Source organism: Streptomyces hydrogenans (assembly GCF_014656075.1).
GTDB lineage: Bacteria > Actinomycetota > Actinomycetes > Streptomycetales > Streptomycetaceae > Streptomyces > Streptomyces hydrogenans.
On record NZ_BNBS01000031.1, the window covers coordinates 16,513 to 31,074 of the forward strand.

The following is a 14,562-nucleotide window of genomic DNA, read 5'->3' on the forward strand; positions in this document are numbered from 1 at the left end:
CCGGTTCACAGAGGCCAGGCGGCGATCCGCCCGGCGTGGAAGTGTTCGTTGCGCGGCGAACCGGTCTCGAACTGGCTGGCGATGGGGAAGTAGCTGGGCAGGAAGGCGGCGAGGGTGGCGTCCTGCTCGTCCTCGGAGACGTCTCCGTCGTGGAAGTCGTTGAGGCAGAAGACGTCGTTGGGGCGGGAGGCGAGCAGCCCGTTGAGCTTCTTGACCTGTTCGCTGAGGCCGACGTTGACGAAGCCGGAGGAGATCCTGCCGGGCACGCTGCGGCCGGTGTGGTAACCGAAGTAGTGGTGGAGCGAGGAGGCCACGGAGACGTCCGAGGGGTCGCGCAGCCGGTTGTGGGCGGTGCGGCGCAGGGCGTCGGGGAAGTGGGTCTCCAGGTCCGCCATCACGCTGCGGCGCAGCGGGTGCGGGGCGTGGATGAAGGAGTTCACCAGGGTCTGGCCGAACATGCCCTGGATCAGGTCGCGGTTGTTCTTGGCGGCGATCCGGCTGAACTCGTCGCCCTCCAGGGCCGGTCCCATGGGGATGGCGTTGGAGGACATGAAGTGCTTGGCGGCGCCGTTGCCCAGGAAGAAGAGCGAGGGCTGGATGGGCCGGGCGGCGAACACGTCGTCGTTGAAGTAGAGGAAGTGCTCGGCCAGGCCGTCGATGTGGTGCAGCCGGCTCTCGATGGCGTGCGAGTTGTACGTGGGCAGGGCGCCCTCGCCGCCGAAGATCTCGGTGTGGTCGACGACCCGGACCCGGGGGTGGCGGGTGTCCAGCCACGGCGGTACCTGCTGGTCGGTGACCAGGTAGATGTTCCGGATCCAGGGGGCGTACATGTCGAGGGAGCGCAGCGAGAAGCGCAGCTCGTCGCGGTTGCGGAAGCGGGCGGCGCTGGTGGCGGCGTCCTCGGTGACGATGCCCATCGAGGCGAGGACCGCGTTCTTGCGCTCCAGCCAGTTCACGTCGGATCCGTCGACCCAGGTGTAGACGGCGTCGATGGGGAAGGGCACGTCGTGGTGGAGGGTGTGGGTGTACGGCTCCACCGTCGGGTAGGTGCGTCCGCCGAGGACGGCCGGCATCCGGCGCATCGAGGCGCGGGGCACCCGCTGGCCGATGAGCGTGCGGCGCGGCGAGTGGAAGAAGTGCGGCTCCTCCTTGTCGTGGTACCAGAAGGAGACCAGGCAGCCGTAGGTGGCGCCGAGGCGGAGGGTGCCGGTGGCGGAGACGACGGGGGCGTAGACGCGGACGCCGGAGCACTCGGTGCCGACGAGGTCGGCGGCGCGCTGCGCGAGGGTGGTGGCGATCGTGGTGTCGGCGTCGTTGAGGAGGCCCACGTAGACCGGGCCGTCGGGGAACCGGTCGGCGAGGGCCTTGAGGACGGCGTCCCGGTAGTCGGCGTGGACGGCGACGCTGTGCCGGATCTTGGTGTCCCGGGCCAGGAAGTAGGGGACGCCGGCGGCCTCCAGGGCGTCTGCGGTCAGCGCCAGGTTGGTCTGGGCGATGTCGAAGGGCGATTCGGCGTCGATGACCCGGCAGACCTGGCCGCCGTCGCGGACGAGGCCGCGGTCGCGCTTGAGCAGCCGCTCCTCGGCCTCCTTGAAGGCGCGGTTGCGGGCGGTGCCCTGGGGGGCCGGGTCGGCGGCCCGGGCGGCTCCGTCGTTGCCGCCGAGGAGGGCGTGGGCGGCGGCGCGGGCCGCCTTGGCCGCGGGGCGGGCGCCGGCGGCGCGGGCGGCGGCGAGGGCGGTGCGCATCTGCTGCCAGCGGGCGGTGGCCTCGGCGGGGGCGTGGCGGACGGCCTCCTCGGCCGCGGCGGAGCCGAGGCCGAGGCGGAGCCGGTCGTCCTGGACGAGCCGGACGAGCCGGTCGGCGAGGAGTTCGGTGTCGTCGACGGGGACGAGCAGGCCGGTGCGGCCGTCGGCGACCACGTCGCGCAGGACGCCCGGGCTGTCGAAGCCGACGACGGGGACGCCGGCGGCCTGGGCCTCCATGAGGGAGTGGCCGACCGCGTCGGTCCGGGTGGTGGTGAGGGCGATCGATGCCTTGGCCCACTCCTCGGCGGGGTGGGTGGACTCGCCGACGAGCTGGACGGTGCCGTGCAGGCCGAGCTGGTCGCGACGGCGGCGCAGGGCGCCGCCGAGCGGGCCGTCGCCGAGGATCCGCAGGGTCCAGGTCGGGTGGAGCGGGGAGACCCGGGCCCAGGCGTCGAGGGCCGCGTCGACGCCGGAGTTCTCCTCCAGGCGGGCGGCGAGGGTGACGATCCGGGTCTGCAGGGTGGAGCGGGGGCGGAAGCCCTCGGGCAGGGCGGGCGGGACCACCTGGAGGCGCGGGGCGGCGGCGCCGAAGGTCTCGGCGTACCACTCGTGGGCGCGGGCGCCGGGCAGGACGACGGCGTCGAAGCCGGCGGTGTGGCGCAGCAGGGGTTCGAGGGCGGTGGCCTCGGCGACCTCGGAGGCGCGCTGTTCGAGGTGGACGAGGAGGGTCTCGGCGGGGGCGAAGCGGGCCGCGAGGACCATCAGTCCGGGGGTGGTGGTGACCAGGACGTCGGTGTCGAGGGTGGTGAGGGCGTACTCGGCCTCGATGTCGGAGAGCCGGTTGTGGCCGTCGTCCCAGCGGCGCTCGACGAGTTCGCTGGGGCGGGCGGCGAGCGCGGCGGCGAGGGCCTCGTCCGGGCCGCCCTCGCGGACCGGGGTCTGCTGGGGGCCGGCGCCCTCGACGAGGAAGGTGACGGGGACCCGTCCGTCGTACGGGGTGAACCTGCGGCGGCGGGCCTTGAAGAGGCTGAGGACGGAGACCTCGTGGTGGGCGGCCAGTTCGGACGCCTGGTGGAGCACCGCGCGCTCGGGGTCCCCGAGGACGTCGACGGCATGGAGCAGGAACGTTACTTTCACGATGTGCGCTTCCTCAGGCCGTCTCTTCGACGCGACGGCAGGTGAACCGGAGGTTCCCGGCGGGGGTGTAGCGGGGCTCGACCGTCATCAGGGTGTCCTTGCGCGCGGCGACCACGACCGACCTCATCGCCAGCACCCGCTGGGGGTCGGTGAGGTCGTGCAGCACCCGGGCCACCCGGTGGGGGCGCCGGTCCGCCGTGTGCAGCAGGACGTCCCAGTGCTCGCGGCGGGGGGAGACCGGGTACATCTCGGGCAGCGGCACCTCGGTCCGCCAGACGCCGGGCTCGATCTCGGTGAGCTCGCAGGGGATCCGCCGCCCGGAGGCGACGAACTCGCACCACGGGTCCTCGGCCGGCATCCCGACCAGGCGGAGGCGCACGTCGATGCGGGCGTGCTCGATGTGCACGTCCACCACCTCGGCGCCCGGACGGGCCGGCGCGTGCCGCAGCCGGGCGCTGCCGGTGACGGAGCGCCCGACGCGGTAGCGGCCGCCGCTGATCGGGGAGGCCGCCATGGGGCGCGTGGTGCCCTTGTAGGTGTGCTGGGCGTCGACCAGGAGCAGCGGATAGGTGCGGGTGCGGTGGCCGGTGCGGACGGCGAGGCGCAGCCGGGTGCCGCCGGTCTCCACCGGGACGCCGCCCGTCTCGGCGCCCAGCAGCACGGCGGCGTCGACGAGCACCCGGCCCGAGCGGTCGGTGTGCACCCGGGCGGCGCTGCGGTGCGGCGAGCGGCCGCGGCCGATCAGCACCTCGGCAAAGTCCGCGGCGCGGGCCGCGCCGGGCAGTTCGGCGTGCAGGTTCATCGTCTGACCGTCGAGCACGGCGGCGTACAGCACGGTGGCGGAGCGGCGGCCGCGCAGCGGGAGGAAGACCCCGCGGAGCAGCCGGCTCCACAGCGGCGCGGCGATCCGGAGCCTGGCGGCACGGCGCGCGCGGCCCAGGCGCCTTCGTATGGAGCCCATCAGTCGGCACGTCCTCGTTCGGTCAGTCGGCGGGTGGGGAGCCCCACGGCGTCCGTGCGCTCGTACGGGCTCGGCACCGGGAAGTAGTCGTCGAGGAAGCGCCGCACCATGCGCTCCTGCGCGGCGGGGTCCTCGGGCACGACGGTGTCGTTGATGCAGAAGGTGTCGAAGTCGCGCCGTGCGACGAGCCGGTCGAGGCGCTGCTGGGCGCCCCGGTCGCCGATGTCGATGTAGACGTAGCGCAGGTCGCCGACGGTGGCGCGGGCCGAGTGGTAGGCGAAGTAGTGGTGCAGCGAGGAGGCGATGGGCACGTCCTGCGGCGAGCGGAAGCGCGCGTGCTGGGTGGTCCAGTGGGCGCGCGGGTAGGTGTGCTCGATCTCGGCGAGGACGGAGCGGCGCAGGGCGTGCGGGGTGTGCTTCATCTTCTGCGAGACGAAGGTGCCGAACTGCTGGGCGATCAGGCCGCGGCTGTTCTTGCCGGCGGCGTTGACCGGGAGGTCGCCGGGGAGGGCGCGGCCGGTCGGGATGAGCGCCTTGGACATGAAGAACTTGCTGAGTCCGTTGGCGTGGAAGAAGTGTCCGAGGCTGGTGGGCCGGGCGAAGAACACGTCGTCGTTGAGGTAGAGGAAGTGCTCCGACAGGTCGTGGATGTGGTGGAGCTGGCTCTCGATGGCGTGCGAGTTGAAGGTGGGCAGCGCCGTGGGGTCGGAGAAGATCTCCTGGTGGTCGACGACCCGGAGGCCGGGGTGGTCGAGGTCGAGCCAGCCGGGCACCTGGCCGGCCGTGACCAGGAAGACGTTGCGCACCCAGGGCGCGTACTGGTGGATCGAGCGCAGCGAGTAGCGCAGCTCGTCGCGGCTGGTGAAGCGGGCGTCGTTGGCGGCCTGCTCGTGCAGGGCGGGGCCGCCGGCGGTCTCCAGGCCGAGGAGGCGGCGGGTGCTGTCCTTGGCGCCGCGCCAGACCGGGTCGTCGGCGTCCACCCAGGTGTAGACGACGTCCACCGGGAAGGCGTGGTCCTCGGGCAGGTGGGCGGTGAACTCGGGCAGGGTGCGGGCCGTGCCGGTGGTGTACTGCGCGGGCACCGGGCTGAAGAGGGCCTGCGGCGCGTCGACGGTGTGCGGCTCGGCGGCGGTCTCGGTGACCACCCGGTTGGGGCGGGGGGCGACCAGCTCGCCGTCCTGCTCGGACCAGAACTCCAGGTCGCAGCCGTGCTTGGCGCCGAAGACGAGGCGACCGCTCGGGTCGCAGACGACCCAGGCGACCCGCAGGACCTTCGCGGAGCGCAGCCGCCGCCAGGTCGCGGCGGTCTCGCCGGGGCGCATGTCGCCGGGGTCGGCGCCGACGTAGCCGGGCTCCTGGTCGAAGGCGTACGCGAGGAGGTCCTCGGTCTCCTCGCGGAGCCGGGCGGGGACGGCGACGGCGGGCAGGCCCTGGGCGGTGCCGCGGACGCAGAAGTACGCGATGCCGGCGTCCTCCAGGAGGCCGACGAGGAGGTGGAGGTTGCGGGCGCGGGCGGCCCAGGCGGTGATGCCCGGGACCTCCAGGGCGCGCAGGTGGCGGCCGCCGTCCTGGATCACGCGCACGACGCCGCGTTCGGTGTCGGAGCCGCTCCTGCGGCCGCCGATGGCGCGGGCGACGACGGCGGAACGGGCGGAGTCGACGCCGGCCAGGGTGCGGGCCACGGACTGGCGGACGGGCTGGGGGATGCCGGCGACGATGCGGCGGCGGGCTCGCGCGGGCACGAGGTTGCGGTAGGCGGATACGAGCGCGCTGGACTCGGGGTTGCGAGAGTTCGCCACCGTGTTCAGCCCACCATTTCCACACCCAACGCATGCGGAGCATGCGCCCGGAACCACGCGCGTGCCCGGATCTGTTTCAGTCCCGGACTCAACGCTGAACTCCGGCCCCCCGAAGTCTCCGGACCTCGACAGGTCCGGAAGAACGTTTCTCTCGATGACATCCGCATCGAAGGCGTTCGCACCGGATCTTCACACCCGGGCCACCCCTCGGACAACTTACGAAAGGCTTATTCGACCAGCTGTTATGCAGCTGAGATGTGAACGGCACTCCCCCCGCGCGACCGTCCGGACGGTACGCCCCCGGCGTCTCCGGGAGTCCCCGCACGGTCACCCCGCGTCGCACACCCGTCCGATCTTCTGCCTATACTCCACGCTCCACCCGCGCGCCGCCGTGCCCGCGTACCGGAGGCGGGGGGCGCCGACGAAGGCGGGGGCGCCGACGAGCGCCCCGAACGGTCACCAGGATTCGAGGAACCGCACACGATGAGCCAGGACACCCGCACGCCCGAGGCCGTCGGCGGACGCCGTGGCGCCACCCCGCGCAAGCGCCGCAGGACCGGCCGGATCGTCCTCCTGACGCTCCTGGTCCTGCTCCTGGCGGCGGGCGGCACGCTGTACTGGATGTACAGCAGCATCGACGGCAACATCAAGGCCGTCGACATCGACAAGGCGCTCGGCGACGACCGCCCGGAGAAGCTGCCCACCAGCGGCCAGAACCTGCTGGTCCTCGGCTCCGACTCGCGCGCGGGCGACAACGGCGACCTGGTCGGCGGCGCGGTCGGCGGCGGCCGCTCCGACACCACCCTCGTGGTGCACATACCCGAGGGCCGCACCCAGGCCGTCGCCGTCAGCATCCCGCGCGACACCCTGGTCACCCGCCCCGAGTGCGCCCGCGCCGACGGCACCGCCGCCCCCTCCGCGCGGCGCGTCATGTTCAACTCGATCTACGCGCAGTACGGCCCCACCTGCGTGGCCAAGACCGTGGAGTCGATCTCCGGCGTCCGCCTCGACCACTTCATGGAGATCGACTTCTCCGGCTTCAAGGACCTGGTCGACACCATCGGCGGCGTCACCGTCGACGTGAAGGAGCCGATCGACGACAAGCAGTCCGGCCTGCACCTCGAAGCCGGCCCGCAGAAGCTCGACGGCACCCAGTCCCTCGCCTTCGTCCGGACCCGCCACGGCGTCGGCGACGGCTCCGACCTGGGCCGCATCTCGCTCCAGCAGCAGTTCCTCACCGCGCTGCTCTCCGAGGTCAAGAAGCAGGACCTGCTCGGCAGCCCCGCCAAGAGCTACAAGATCGCCGACTCGGCGACCAAGGCGCTCACCACCGACTCCGAGCTCGCCTCGCTCACCGCGCTCGGCGACTTCGGCCGCAGCCTCAACGGCGTCGACCCGCAGAACATGGAGACGATCATGCTGCCGGTCGCCTACGACAAGATCGACCCGAACCGCGTCGTCGCCCACGAGCCCAACGCCTCCCAGCTGTGGAAGGCGATCCGCGAGGACGCCGAGATCCCGGCCTCCGCGAAGAAGTCCCCCGCCACCGGCGGCTGACCGCCCCCGTACGGGAAAAGACCGGTGCCCCGGCCCTCCTCGCGAGGGCCGGGGCACCGGTCTTTTCCCGTACGGCTCAGAGCCGCGTCCACGGCTCCAGCGCGAGGCCCTGCTCCGCCGTCTGCCGGCTGACGATCACCCCGCCGTCGGCCGCCAGCGCCGCGACCGCCGCCGCGCCGGCGGCGTCGGCCGTCAGGGTCGGCGGGCCGAGGACCGGCGGTCCGGACGGGGTCCAGTACAGGCCGGTGTCCTCGCGCTCGGTGAGGTAGGCCGCCAGGACGGCGCCGCCCTCGCCGTCGCACTGGGCGAGCAGGGTGCAGTCGTAGCCGTCGATCAGACAGCGCCCGGCCGTCAGCGGGCCCGTGCCGGCCGCGGCGGCGAAGGGCGTGGGCGCCAGGCCGCGACCCGGGGACCAGACGCAGATCTGTCCCGAACCGTCCACGTAGTAGGCCGTGACCTGGCCGGAGGCGCCGGTCACCGCGGTGAGCGTGCCCGGGGTGACCGAGGCCGGCACCAGCGGCTCGACGACCGGGCGGGCGCCCGGCTCGCTCTGCGCGTACCGCAGCAGCCCGCGATCGCTGGCCGTGTACAGCTCGACCAGTCCGGAGCCGTTCACCGTCGCCACCGGGTTCCGGTCGGTGCGGCCGCCCTTCAGGTCCCACCAGGGGTGCCAGCCGCCGGCGTCCTTCTGGACCCGGGCGCTGACGCCGCCGCCGCGGTTGCGCACGAAGACGTGGGCGCGGCCCTGGCCGTCCACGGCGAGGGCCGGGTTGCCGAACCACTCGGCCGTGCCGTTGGAGTGGCCGATCGACTTCCACTCCACGTTGGGCCGGCCGGTCTGGAACTGGACGCTGTGCACCAGCTCGACGTGCGGCTCGCCGGTCTCCGACGCGGTGCCGGTGTGCCGGAAGCCGATCAGGTGCACATAGCGGTCGGGGCCCTGCGCGGCCGCCAGGAAGGGCAGCAGGCCCCGGCCGCCGAGCACGTCCGGGCCGTCGAACCGACGGCCGGGGCCCTCGGTCCAGCGGAGCACCTCGCCGTCCCGGGGGACGTACACGCTGAAACGTCCCTCCGCGCCCCGGGCCAGCCAGCCGCCGTGCATTCTCGGGGCGCGCGGGGAGGCCTGGGAGGGGTCGGCGGGTGCCTGGGGTGGGTTCACCATGGGAGGATCCAGCGCTCCGGGTCGAGTGGGGTCGGTTCGCACCGACTGTATCCGCCCGGCCCGGCCGCTCTCCGCCCGCCCGCTGCTTCCCGGTCAGGAGCGCGTGCTCGCGCCCTGCCGTCCCAACCGGCTGTGTCCGCGTCCGTACGCGAAGTACACGACGATGCCGATCACCATCCACACCGCGAAGCGGAACCAGGTCTCGCCCGGCAGGTTGAGCATCAGCCACAGCGAGGCGGCGATGGAGATGATCGGCAGCACCGGCACCCACGGGGTGCGGAAGGCGCGGTGCAGGTCGGGACGGGTGCGGCGGAGGATGATCACGCCGACGGCGACCATCACGAAGGCGAACAGGGTGCCGATGTTCACCAGCGTCGCCAGCTCGTTGATGCTGGTGAAGCCCGCCACGATCGCGATGATCACGCCGAGCAGGATGGTCGGCCGGTAGGGCGTCCTGAACCGGGGGTGCGTCTTCGAGAAGAAGCGCGGCAGCAGCCCGTCGCGGCTCATCGCGAAGAAGACGCGGGTCTGGCCGAGCAGCAGGATCAGACAGACCGTGGTGAGGCCGACGGCCGCGCCGAAGCTGATCACGCCCGCGTAGAAGGGATGGCCGGCGGCTTTGAAGGCGTCGGCGAGCGGGGCGCTCACGGACAGCTCGGTGTAGTGCTGCATGCCGGTGACGACCAGGGCGACCGCCACGTACAGCACCGTGCAGATGAGCAGCGAGCCCAGGATGCCCCGGGGCATGTCCCGCTGCGGCAGCTTGGTCTCCTCGGCGGCGGTGGCGACCACGTCGAAGCCGATGAAGGCGAAGAAGACGATGGAGGCCGCCGTGAAGATGCCCATGACGCCGAAGTTGGTGGGCTCGTACCCGAAGAGCAGCTGGACGAGCGGGGAGTCCCAGTTGGAGCCGCCGCCCTCCGGGGTCACGGCCGGCGGGATGAACGGCTTGTAGTTGTCGCCGACGATGAAGAACAGGCCCGCGACGATCACGATCATGACGACGGTGACCTTGATCGCCACCACGACGGCGGTGATCCGGGCGGAGAGCTTCATGCCGACGACCAGGATCGCGGTGAGCACCAGGACCAGCAGGAAGGCGAGGATGTCGAAGGTGCCGCCCGGCACGTCCGGACCCTCCAGCGAGGCCGGTAGGTGCCAGCCGATGTTGTCCATCAGCGAGCGGACGTACCCGGACCAGCCGACCGCCACCACCGCCGTGCCCAGCGCGAACTCCAGGACCAGGTCCCAGCCGATGATCCAGGCGGGCAGCTCGCCGATGGAGGCGTACGCGAAGGTGTAGGCCGATCCCGCCACCGGCACCGTCGAGGCGAACTCGGCGTAGCAGAGCGCGGCCAGGGCGCAGACGATGCCGGCCGCGACGAAGGCGAGGGCCGTGGCCGGGCCCGCGTTCTCCTTGGCGACCTTGCCCGTCAGGACGAAGATGCCGGTGCCGATGATGACGCCGACGCCGAAGACCGTGAGGTCCCAGGCGGAGAGGGACTTGCGGAGCCCGTGCTCCGGTTCCTCGGTGTCCCTGATGGACTGCTCGACCGACTTGGTCCGGAAGATTCCGGAGCTTGCCCTGGGGGGGCGCTGGTCCGTGCTCACCGTCGTACCTCCGCGTCGTCCTTGACGTCGGTATCGCGGCCCCCGCGGACGGGGGGTCGAGGGGACGCTGCCCGCATGGAAGCCAGCATGCACGCGAAAGGGCCGGTCGGCACCCGGGAGGGTGAACCGACCGGCCCAATGCTGACGCGCAGTGACCGTCCCGCCGGGGCGGGGATCAGTCGCGGGCGGGCTCCACGGCCTGCCGTGCGGCCTCGAACCGTCCGTCGAGACGCGAGACCAGGCCGGTGACCTGGCGCGCGATGTCGGGGGCGGTCAGCCCGATCTCGGCCAGCACCTCGCCGCGGGAGGCGTGGTCCAGGAAGACCGGCGGGATGCCGAAGTCACGCAGCGGTACGTCGACGCCCGCGTCGCGCAGGGCCTGGGCGACGGCCGAGCCGACGCCGCCGACGCGGCTGTTGTCCTCGACGGTGACGACGACCCGGTGGTCCGCGGCGAGCGGCGCGAGGGCCTCGTCGACCGGCTTGACCCAGCGGGGGTCGACCACGGTGGTGGAGATGCCCTGCCGGTCGAGGAGACCGGCGATCTCCAGGCACATCGGGGCGAGCGCGCCGACCGACACCAGGAGGACGTCCGGCCGCTCGGTGCCGGCCTCGCGGAGCACGTCCATGCCGCCGACCCGGCCCACGGCGGGGACGGCCGGGCCGACCGCGCCCTTGGAGAAGCGGACCACGGTGGGGGCGTCGGTGACCTCGACGGCCTCGCGCAGCTGGGCGCGGACCTGGTCGGCGTCGCGCGGGGCGGCGAGCCGCAGGCCGGGCACGACCTGGAGGATCGACATGTCCCACATGCCGTTGTGGGAGGCGCCGTCGGTGCCGGTGACGCCGGCCCGGTCGAGGACGAAGGTGACGCCGCACCTGTGCAGCGCCACGTCCATCAGGACCTGGTCGAAGGCGCGGTTGAGGAAGGTCGCGTAGACCGCGAAGACCGGGTGCAGACCGCCGGTGGCGAGGCCGGCCGCGGAGACGGCGGCGTGCTGCTCGGCGATGCCGACGTCGAAGACGCGCTCCGGGAACTCCTTGGCGAAGCGGTCCAGGCCGACCGGCTGGAGCATGGCGGCGGTGATCGCCACGATGTCCGCGCGCTCCTTGCCGAGCGCGACCATCTCCTCACCGAAGACGCTGGTCCAGTCGGCGCCGGAGGTGGCGATCGGGAGGCCGGTGTCCGGGTGGATCTTGCCGACCGCGTGGAAGCGGTCGGCCTCGTCCTGGAGGGCGGGCTGGTAGCCGCGGCCCTTCTCGGTGAGGCAGTGGACGATCACCGGGCCGCCGAAGCGCTTGGCGCGCGTCAGGGCGGACTCCAGGGCCTCGATGTCGTGCCCGTCGATGGGGCCGACGTACTTGAGGCCGAGGTCCTCGAACATGCCCTGGGGGGCGATGAAGTCCTTCAGGCCCTTCTTGGCGCCGTGCAGGGTCTCGTAGAGCGGCTTCCCGACGACCGGGGTGCGCTCCAGGATGTCCTTGCCGCGGGCGAGGAAGCGCTCGTAGCCGTCCGTGGTGCGCAGGGTGGCCAGGTGGTTGGCGAGGCCGCCGATGGTGGGCGCGTAGGAGCGCTCGTTGTCGTTGACGACGATGACGAGCGGGCGGTCCTTGGCGGCCGCGATGTTGTTGAGCGCCTCCCAGGCCATGCCGCCGGTGAGGGCCCCGTCGCCGATGACGGCGACGACGTGGTCGTCCTTCTTGAGGACCTGGTTCGCCTTGGCGAGGCCGTCGGCCCAGCCGAGGACGGTCGAGGCGTGCGAGTTCTCGATGACGTCGTGCTCGGACTCGGCCTGCGAGGGGTAGCCGGAGAGGCCGCCCTTCATCTTGAGCTTCGAGAAGTCCTGGCGGCCGGTGAGCAGCTTGTGCACGTAGCTCTGGTGGCCGGTGTCCCAGAGGACCTTGTCCTTCGGGGAGTCGAAGACGCGGTGCAGGGCGATGGTCAGTTCGACCACACCGAGGTTGGGGCCGAGGTGGCCGCCGGTCTTGGAGACGGCGTCGACGAGGAAGGTCCGGACCTCCGCGGCCAGCTGGTCCAGCTGTTCCGGGGAGAGCCGGTCCAGGTCGCGCGGTGTCCTGATACGGGTCAGCAGGGCCACCCGTGCCTCCTTGCGTTCTGAGCTGGTCGAGCTTGCCGATTTTGCCGAGTCTAATGTTCCGTCTTGGATCGTGGGCATCGGGCCAGGCGGAGCGGCATCACCCTCACGGGGGATGTACTGCTCCGGACGCGACGGTGCCCGGCACCGGTTTCCCGGTGCCGGGCGAGTGTGGCGCGTGCCTCAGGGGCCCCGCCGGAGACGGCGTGTCAGGCGCGTCCCGCCGACTTCTGGGTCTTGCGGGAGACGGAGTCGATGATCACGGCGATGAGGAGCACCGCGCCGGTGATCATGTACTGGATGGCGTTGGACTCCAGGTTGAGCTGGTTGAGGCCCTGGACGATCGACTGGAGCACCAGGATGCCCAGGAGCGCCGACCAGACCTTGCCGCGGCCGCCGAAGAGGGACGTGCCGCCGATGACCGCCGCGGCGATGCACATCATGAGCTGGTTGCCGCCGCCGAGGGAGCGGTCCGCGCCGCCGGTGGCGGAGGCCAGGAAGAGGCCGCCGACGGCGCCCAGGGTGCCGGAGATCATGAAGACGGAGGTCCGGATCCAGGCGACGTTGATGCCGGCCCGGCGGGCCGCCTCGATGCCGCCGCCGACCGCGAAGACCTGACGGCCGTAGGTGGTGCGGCGCAGCACGAAGTCGGTGACCAGCAGGATCAGCAGGAAGATCACCAGGGAGAGGGGCAGGCCCTTCTCCTGGTTGAAGCCGTACGCGGCGACCAGCACGAGCACCGCGAGGACGCCGGTGCGCAGCAGGATCTCGCTGTGCGGGCGGTGCGGCAGCTCGGCGGCCTTGCGGCGGCGGGAGTCGCGCAGCTGGGCGAGGTAGAAGGCGGCGAGCACCAGGACGGCGAGGCCGTAGGCGGCGGCGACGTCGGCGAAGTAGTACTTGGTGAGGTCGCCGACGAAGCTGCCGATGGGCGTCGGGATGGTGGACCGCTCGCCCATCACCCAGGTCTGGAGGCCCGCCCAGCCGAGGAAGCCGGCCAGGGTGACGACGAAGGCGGGGACGCCGATCTTGGCGAAGACCAGGCCGTGGAAGGCGCCCAGGAGGGTGCCGGAGAGGATGCCGAGGAGGATCGCGAGGGAATCCGGCATGTCGGTGGCGAGGACGCCCCAGACGGCGCCCGCGAGGCCCGCGACGGAGCCGACGGCGAGGTCGATCTCGCCGAGCAGCAGCACGAAGACGATGCCGACGGCCATGATGCCGGGGCCGGCCGCGTACAGCGTGATCTGGTCGAGGTTGTACGAGGTGATGAAGTTGCCGGTCAGCGCCTGGAAGACGACGCCGATGACGATCAGGCCGATGACGACCGGGAGGGAGCCGATCTCGCCGGAGCGGATCTTGCGCTTGAACTCGTCGACGTAGCCCTTGAAGCCCTGCTCGCGGACGAGGAGGCGGGGGTCGACGGCGGGGATCGCGGCGGCGGCCGGGGTCTCGGCCGCGACGTCCTCGGAGGTGCGGGGCTCGGGCACGGGCGCCTCGTCGGTCGCCTTGGGGGTCGTGCTCACTGGGCTACCTCCGCGGTGCGGGCCTGCCGGCGGGTCACGGCGTTGTCCGTGGCGCCGGTGATCGCCGCGATGATCTCTTCGTGCGTGGTGGTGGCGACCGGGAAGGTGCCGTTGTTGCGGCCGAGGCGCAGCACGGCGACGGTGTCGGCCACGGCCTTCACGTCCGCCATGTTGTGGCTGATGAGGATGACGCCGAGGCCCTGCTCGCGGAGCCGCTCGACCAGGTCGAGGACCTGGGCGGTCTGCTCGACGCCGAGCGCGGCGGTCGGCTCGTCCAGGATCACGATCTTCGGGTCGCCGACCAGGGCGCGGGCGATGGCCACGACCTGCCGCTGGCCGCCGGAGAGGGCGGCGACGGGGATCCGGACGCTGGGGATGCGGATGGAGAGCGTCGAGAGGAGGTCCTTGGCGCGCTTCTCCATGGCCACCTCGTCGAGGACGCCGCCCTTCTTGAGCTCGCGGCCGAGGAAGAGGTTGGCGACGACGTCGAGGTTGTCGCAGAGGGCGAGGTCCTGGTAGACGGTGGCCACGCCGAGGTTCTGGGAGTCCTGCGGGCGGGAGATCTCGACCGGGCGGCCCTCCCACTCGATGACGCCCTCGTCGATCGGGTGGACGCCGGCGATCGTCTTGACCAGGGTGGACTTGCCGGCGCCGTTGTCGCCGACCAGGGCGACGACTTCGCCCGCGTGGACTTCGAGGTCGACACCGGAGAGGACCTGGACCGCTCCGAATCGCTTGAAGATCCCGCGCAACGCCAGGACAGGCGTCTGGGACACGTGAACCAACTCCTTCGCCGCCCGTGGACGGGGGCAGCGGCATGTCGCGCCGTACGGCGCCGAGTTCGAGGGGGGCTGTGCTCGTCCGGCCCCGGACCGACAGCGGGGTCTGGGTCGGCCGGGGCCGGACGGGTCTGGGGGCGGAGCCGCGTCACGGGGACGGGCGCGGTCCGCGTCCTGCCGGGGCTGACGGTCCGGCAGG

General features: G+C 72.4%; 9 protein-coding genes. 1 reads left to right on the forward strand and 8 read right to left on the reverse strand.

Going from position 1 to position 14,562, the window contains the following annotated elements; translation table 11 throughout:
- Window positions 1-5: 5 nt before the first annotated feature.
- Genes IE321_RS15650 through IE321_RS15660 form a run of 3 tightly spaced genes read right to left on the reverse strand, consistent with a single transcriptional unit; the run spans window position 6 to window position 5,642 of the window.
- Window positions 6-2,882 (reverse strand): stealth family protein, encoded by a 2,877-nt coding sequence (locus IE321_RS15650; RefSeq protein WP_190223340.1) that lies wholly within the window; start codon window positions 2,880-2,882, stop codon window positions 6-8.
- 13 nt (window positions 2,883-2,895) lie between these two features.
- Window positions 2,896-3,843 (reverse strand): hypothetical protein, encoded by a 948-nt coding sequence (locus tag IE321_RS15655; protein ID WP_190223341.1) that lies wholly within the window; start codon window positions 3,841-3,843, stop codon window positions 2,896-2,898.
- Window positions 3,843-5,642, reverse strand: a complete 1,800-nt coding sequence (locus IE321_RS15660; protein ID WP_190223342.1) for a stealth family protein — start codon at window positions 5,640-5,642, stop codon at window positions 3,843-3,845. The genes IE321_RS15655 and IE321_RS15660 overlap by 1 nt, the downstream gene beginning before the upstream one ends.
- 483 nt (window positions 5,643-6,125) lie before the next feature.
- Between IE321_RS15660 and IE321_RS15665 the strand changes: the two genes are divergently transcribed.
- Window positions 6,126-7,199, forward strand: coding sequence for an LCP family protein (locus tag IE321_RS15665; protein ID WP_190223343.1), 1,074 nt, complete (start codon window positions 6,126-6,128; stop codon window positions 7,197-7,199).
- 76 nt (window positions 7,200-7,275) lie between these two features.
- Here the strand turns inward: IE321_RS15665 and IE321_RS15670 are convergent, their stop codons facing one another.
- From IE321_RS15670 to IE321_RS15690, 5 genes are all read right to left on the reverse strand, one after another.
- Complete coding sequence (locus IE321_RS15670) at window positions 7,276-8,361, reverse strand: PLL family lectin (protein WP_190223344.1); 1,086 nt, start codon at window positions 8,359-8,361, stop codon at window positions 7,276-7,278.
- Between the two features lie 93 nt (window positions 8,362-8,454).
- Window positions 8,455-9,972 carry an amino acid permease gene (locus IE321_RS15675; protein ID WP_190223345.1) on the reverse strand — a complete coding sequence of 506 codons (1,518 nt, stop codon included), beginning with the start codon at window positions 9,970-9,972 and terminating at the stop codon, window positions 8,455-8,457.
- Between the two features lie 175 nt (window positions 9,973-10,147).
- Complete coding sequence (gene dxs / locus IE321_RS15680) at window positions 10,148-12,067, reverse strand: 1-deoxy-D-xylulose-5-phosphate synthase (protein WP_043224507.1); 1,920 nt, start codon at window positions 12,065-12,067, stop codon at window positions 10,148-10,150.
- Window positions 12,068-12,273: 206 nt separating this feature from the next.
- Window positions 12,274-13,548 (reverse strand): sugar ABC transporter permease, encoded by a 1,275-nt coding sequence (locus IE321_RS15685; protein ID WP_226651496.1) that lies wholly within the window; start codon window positions 13,546-13,548, stop codon window positions 12,274-12,276.
- A gap of 32 nt (window positions 13,549-13,580) precedes the next feature.
- Complete coding sequence (locus tag IE321_RS15690; RefSeq protein WP_043224510.1) at window positions 13,581-14,360, reverse strand: ATP-binding cassette domain-containing protein; 780 nt, start codon at window positions 14,358-14,360, stop codon at window positions 13,581-13,583.
- Window positions 14,361-14,562: the final 202 nt, after the last annotated feature.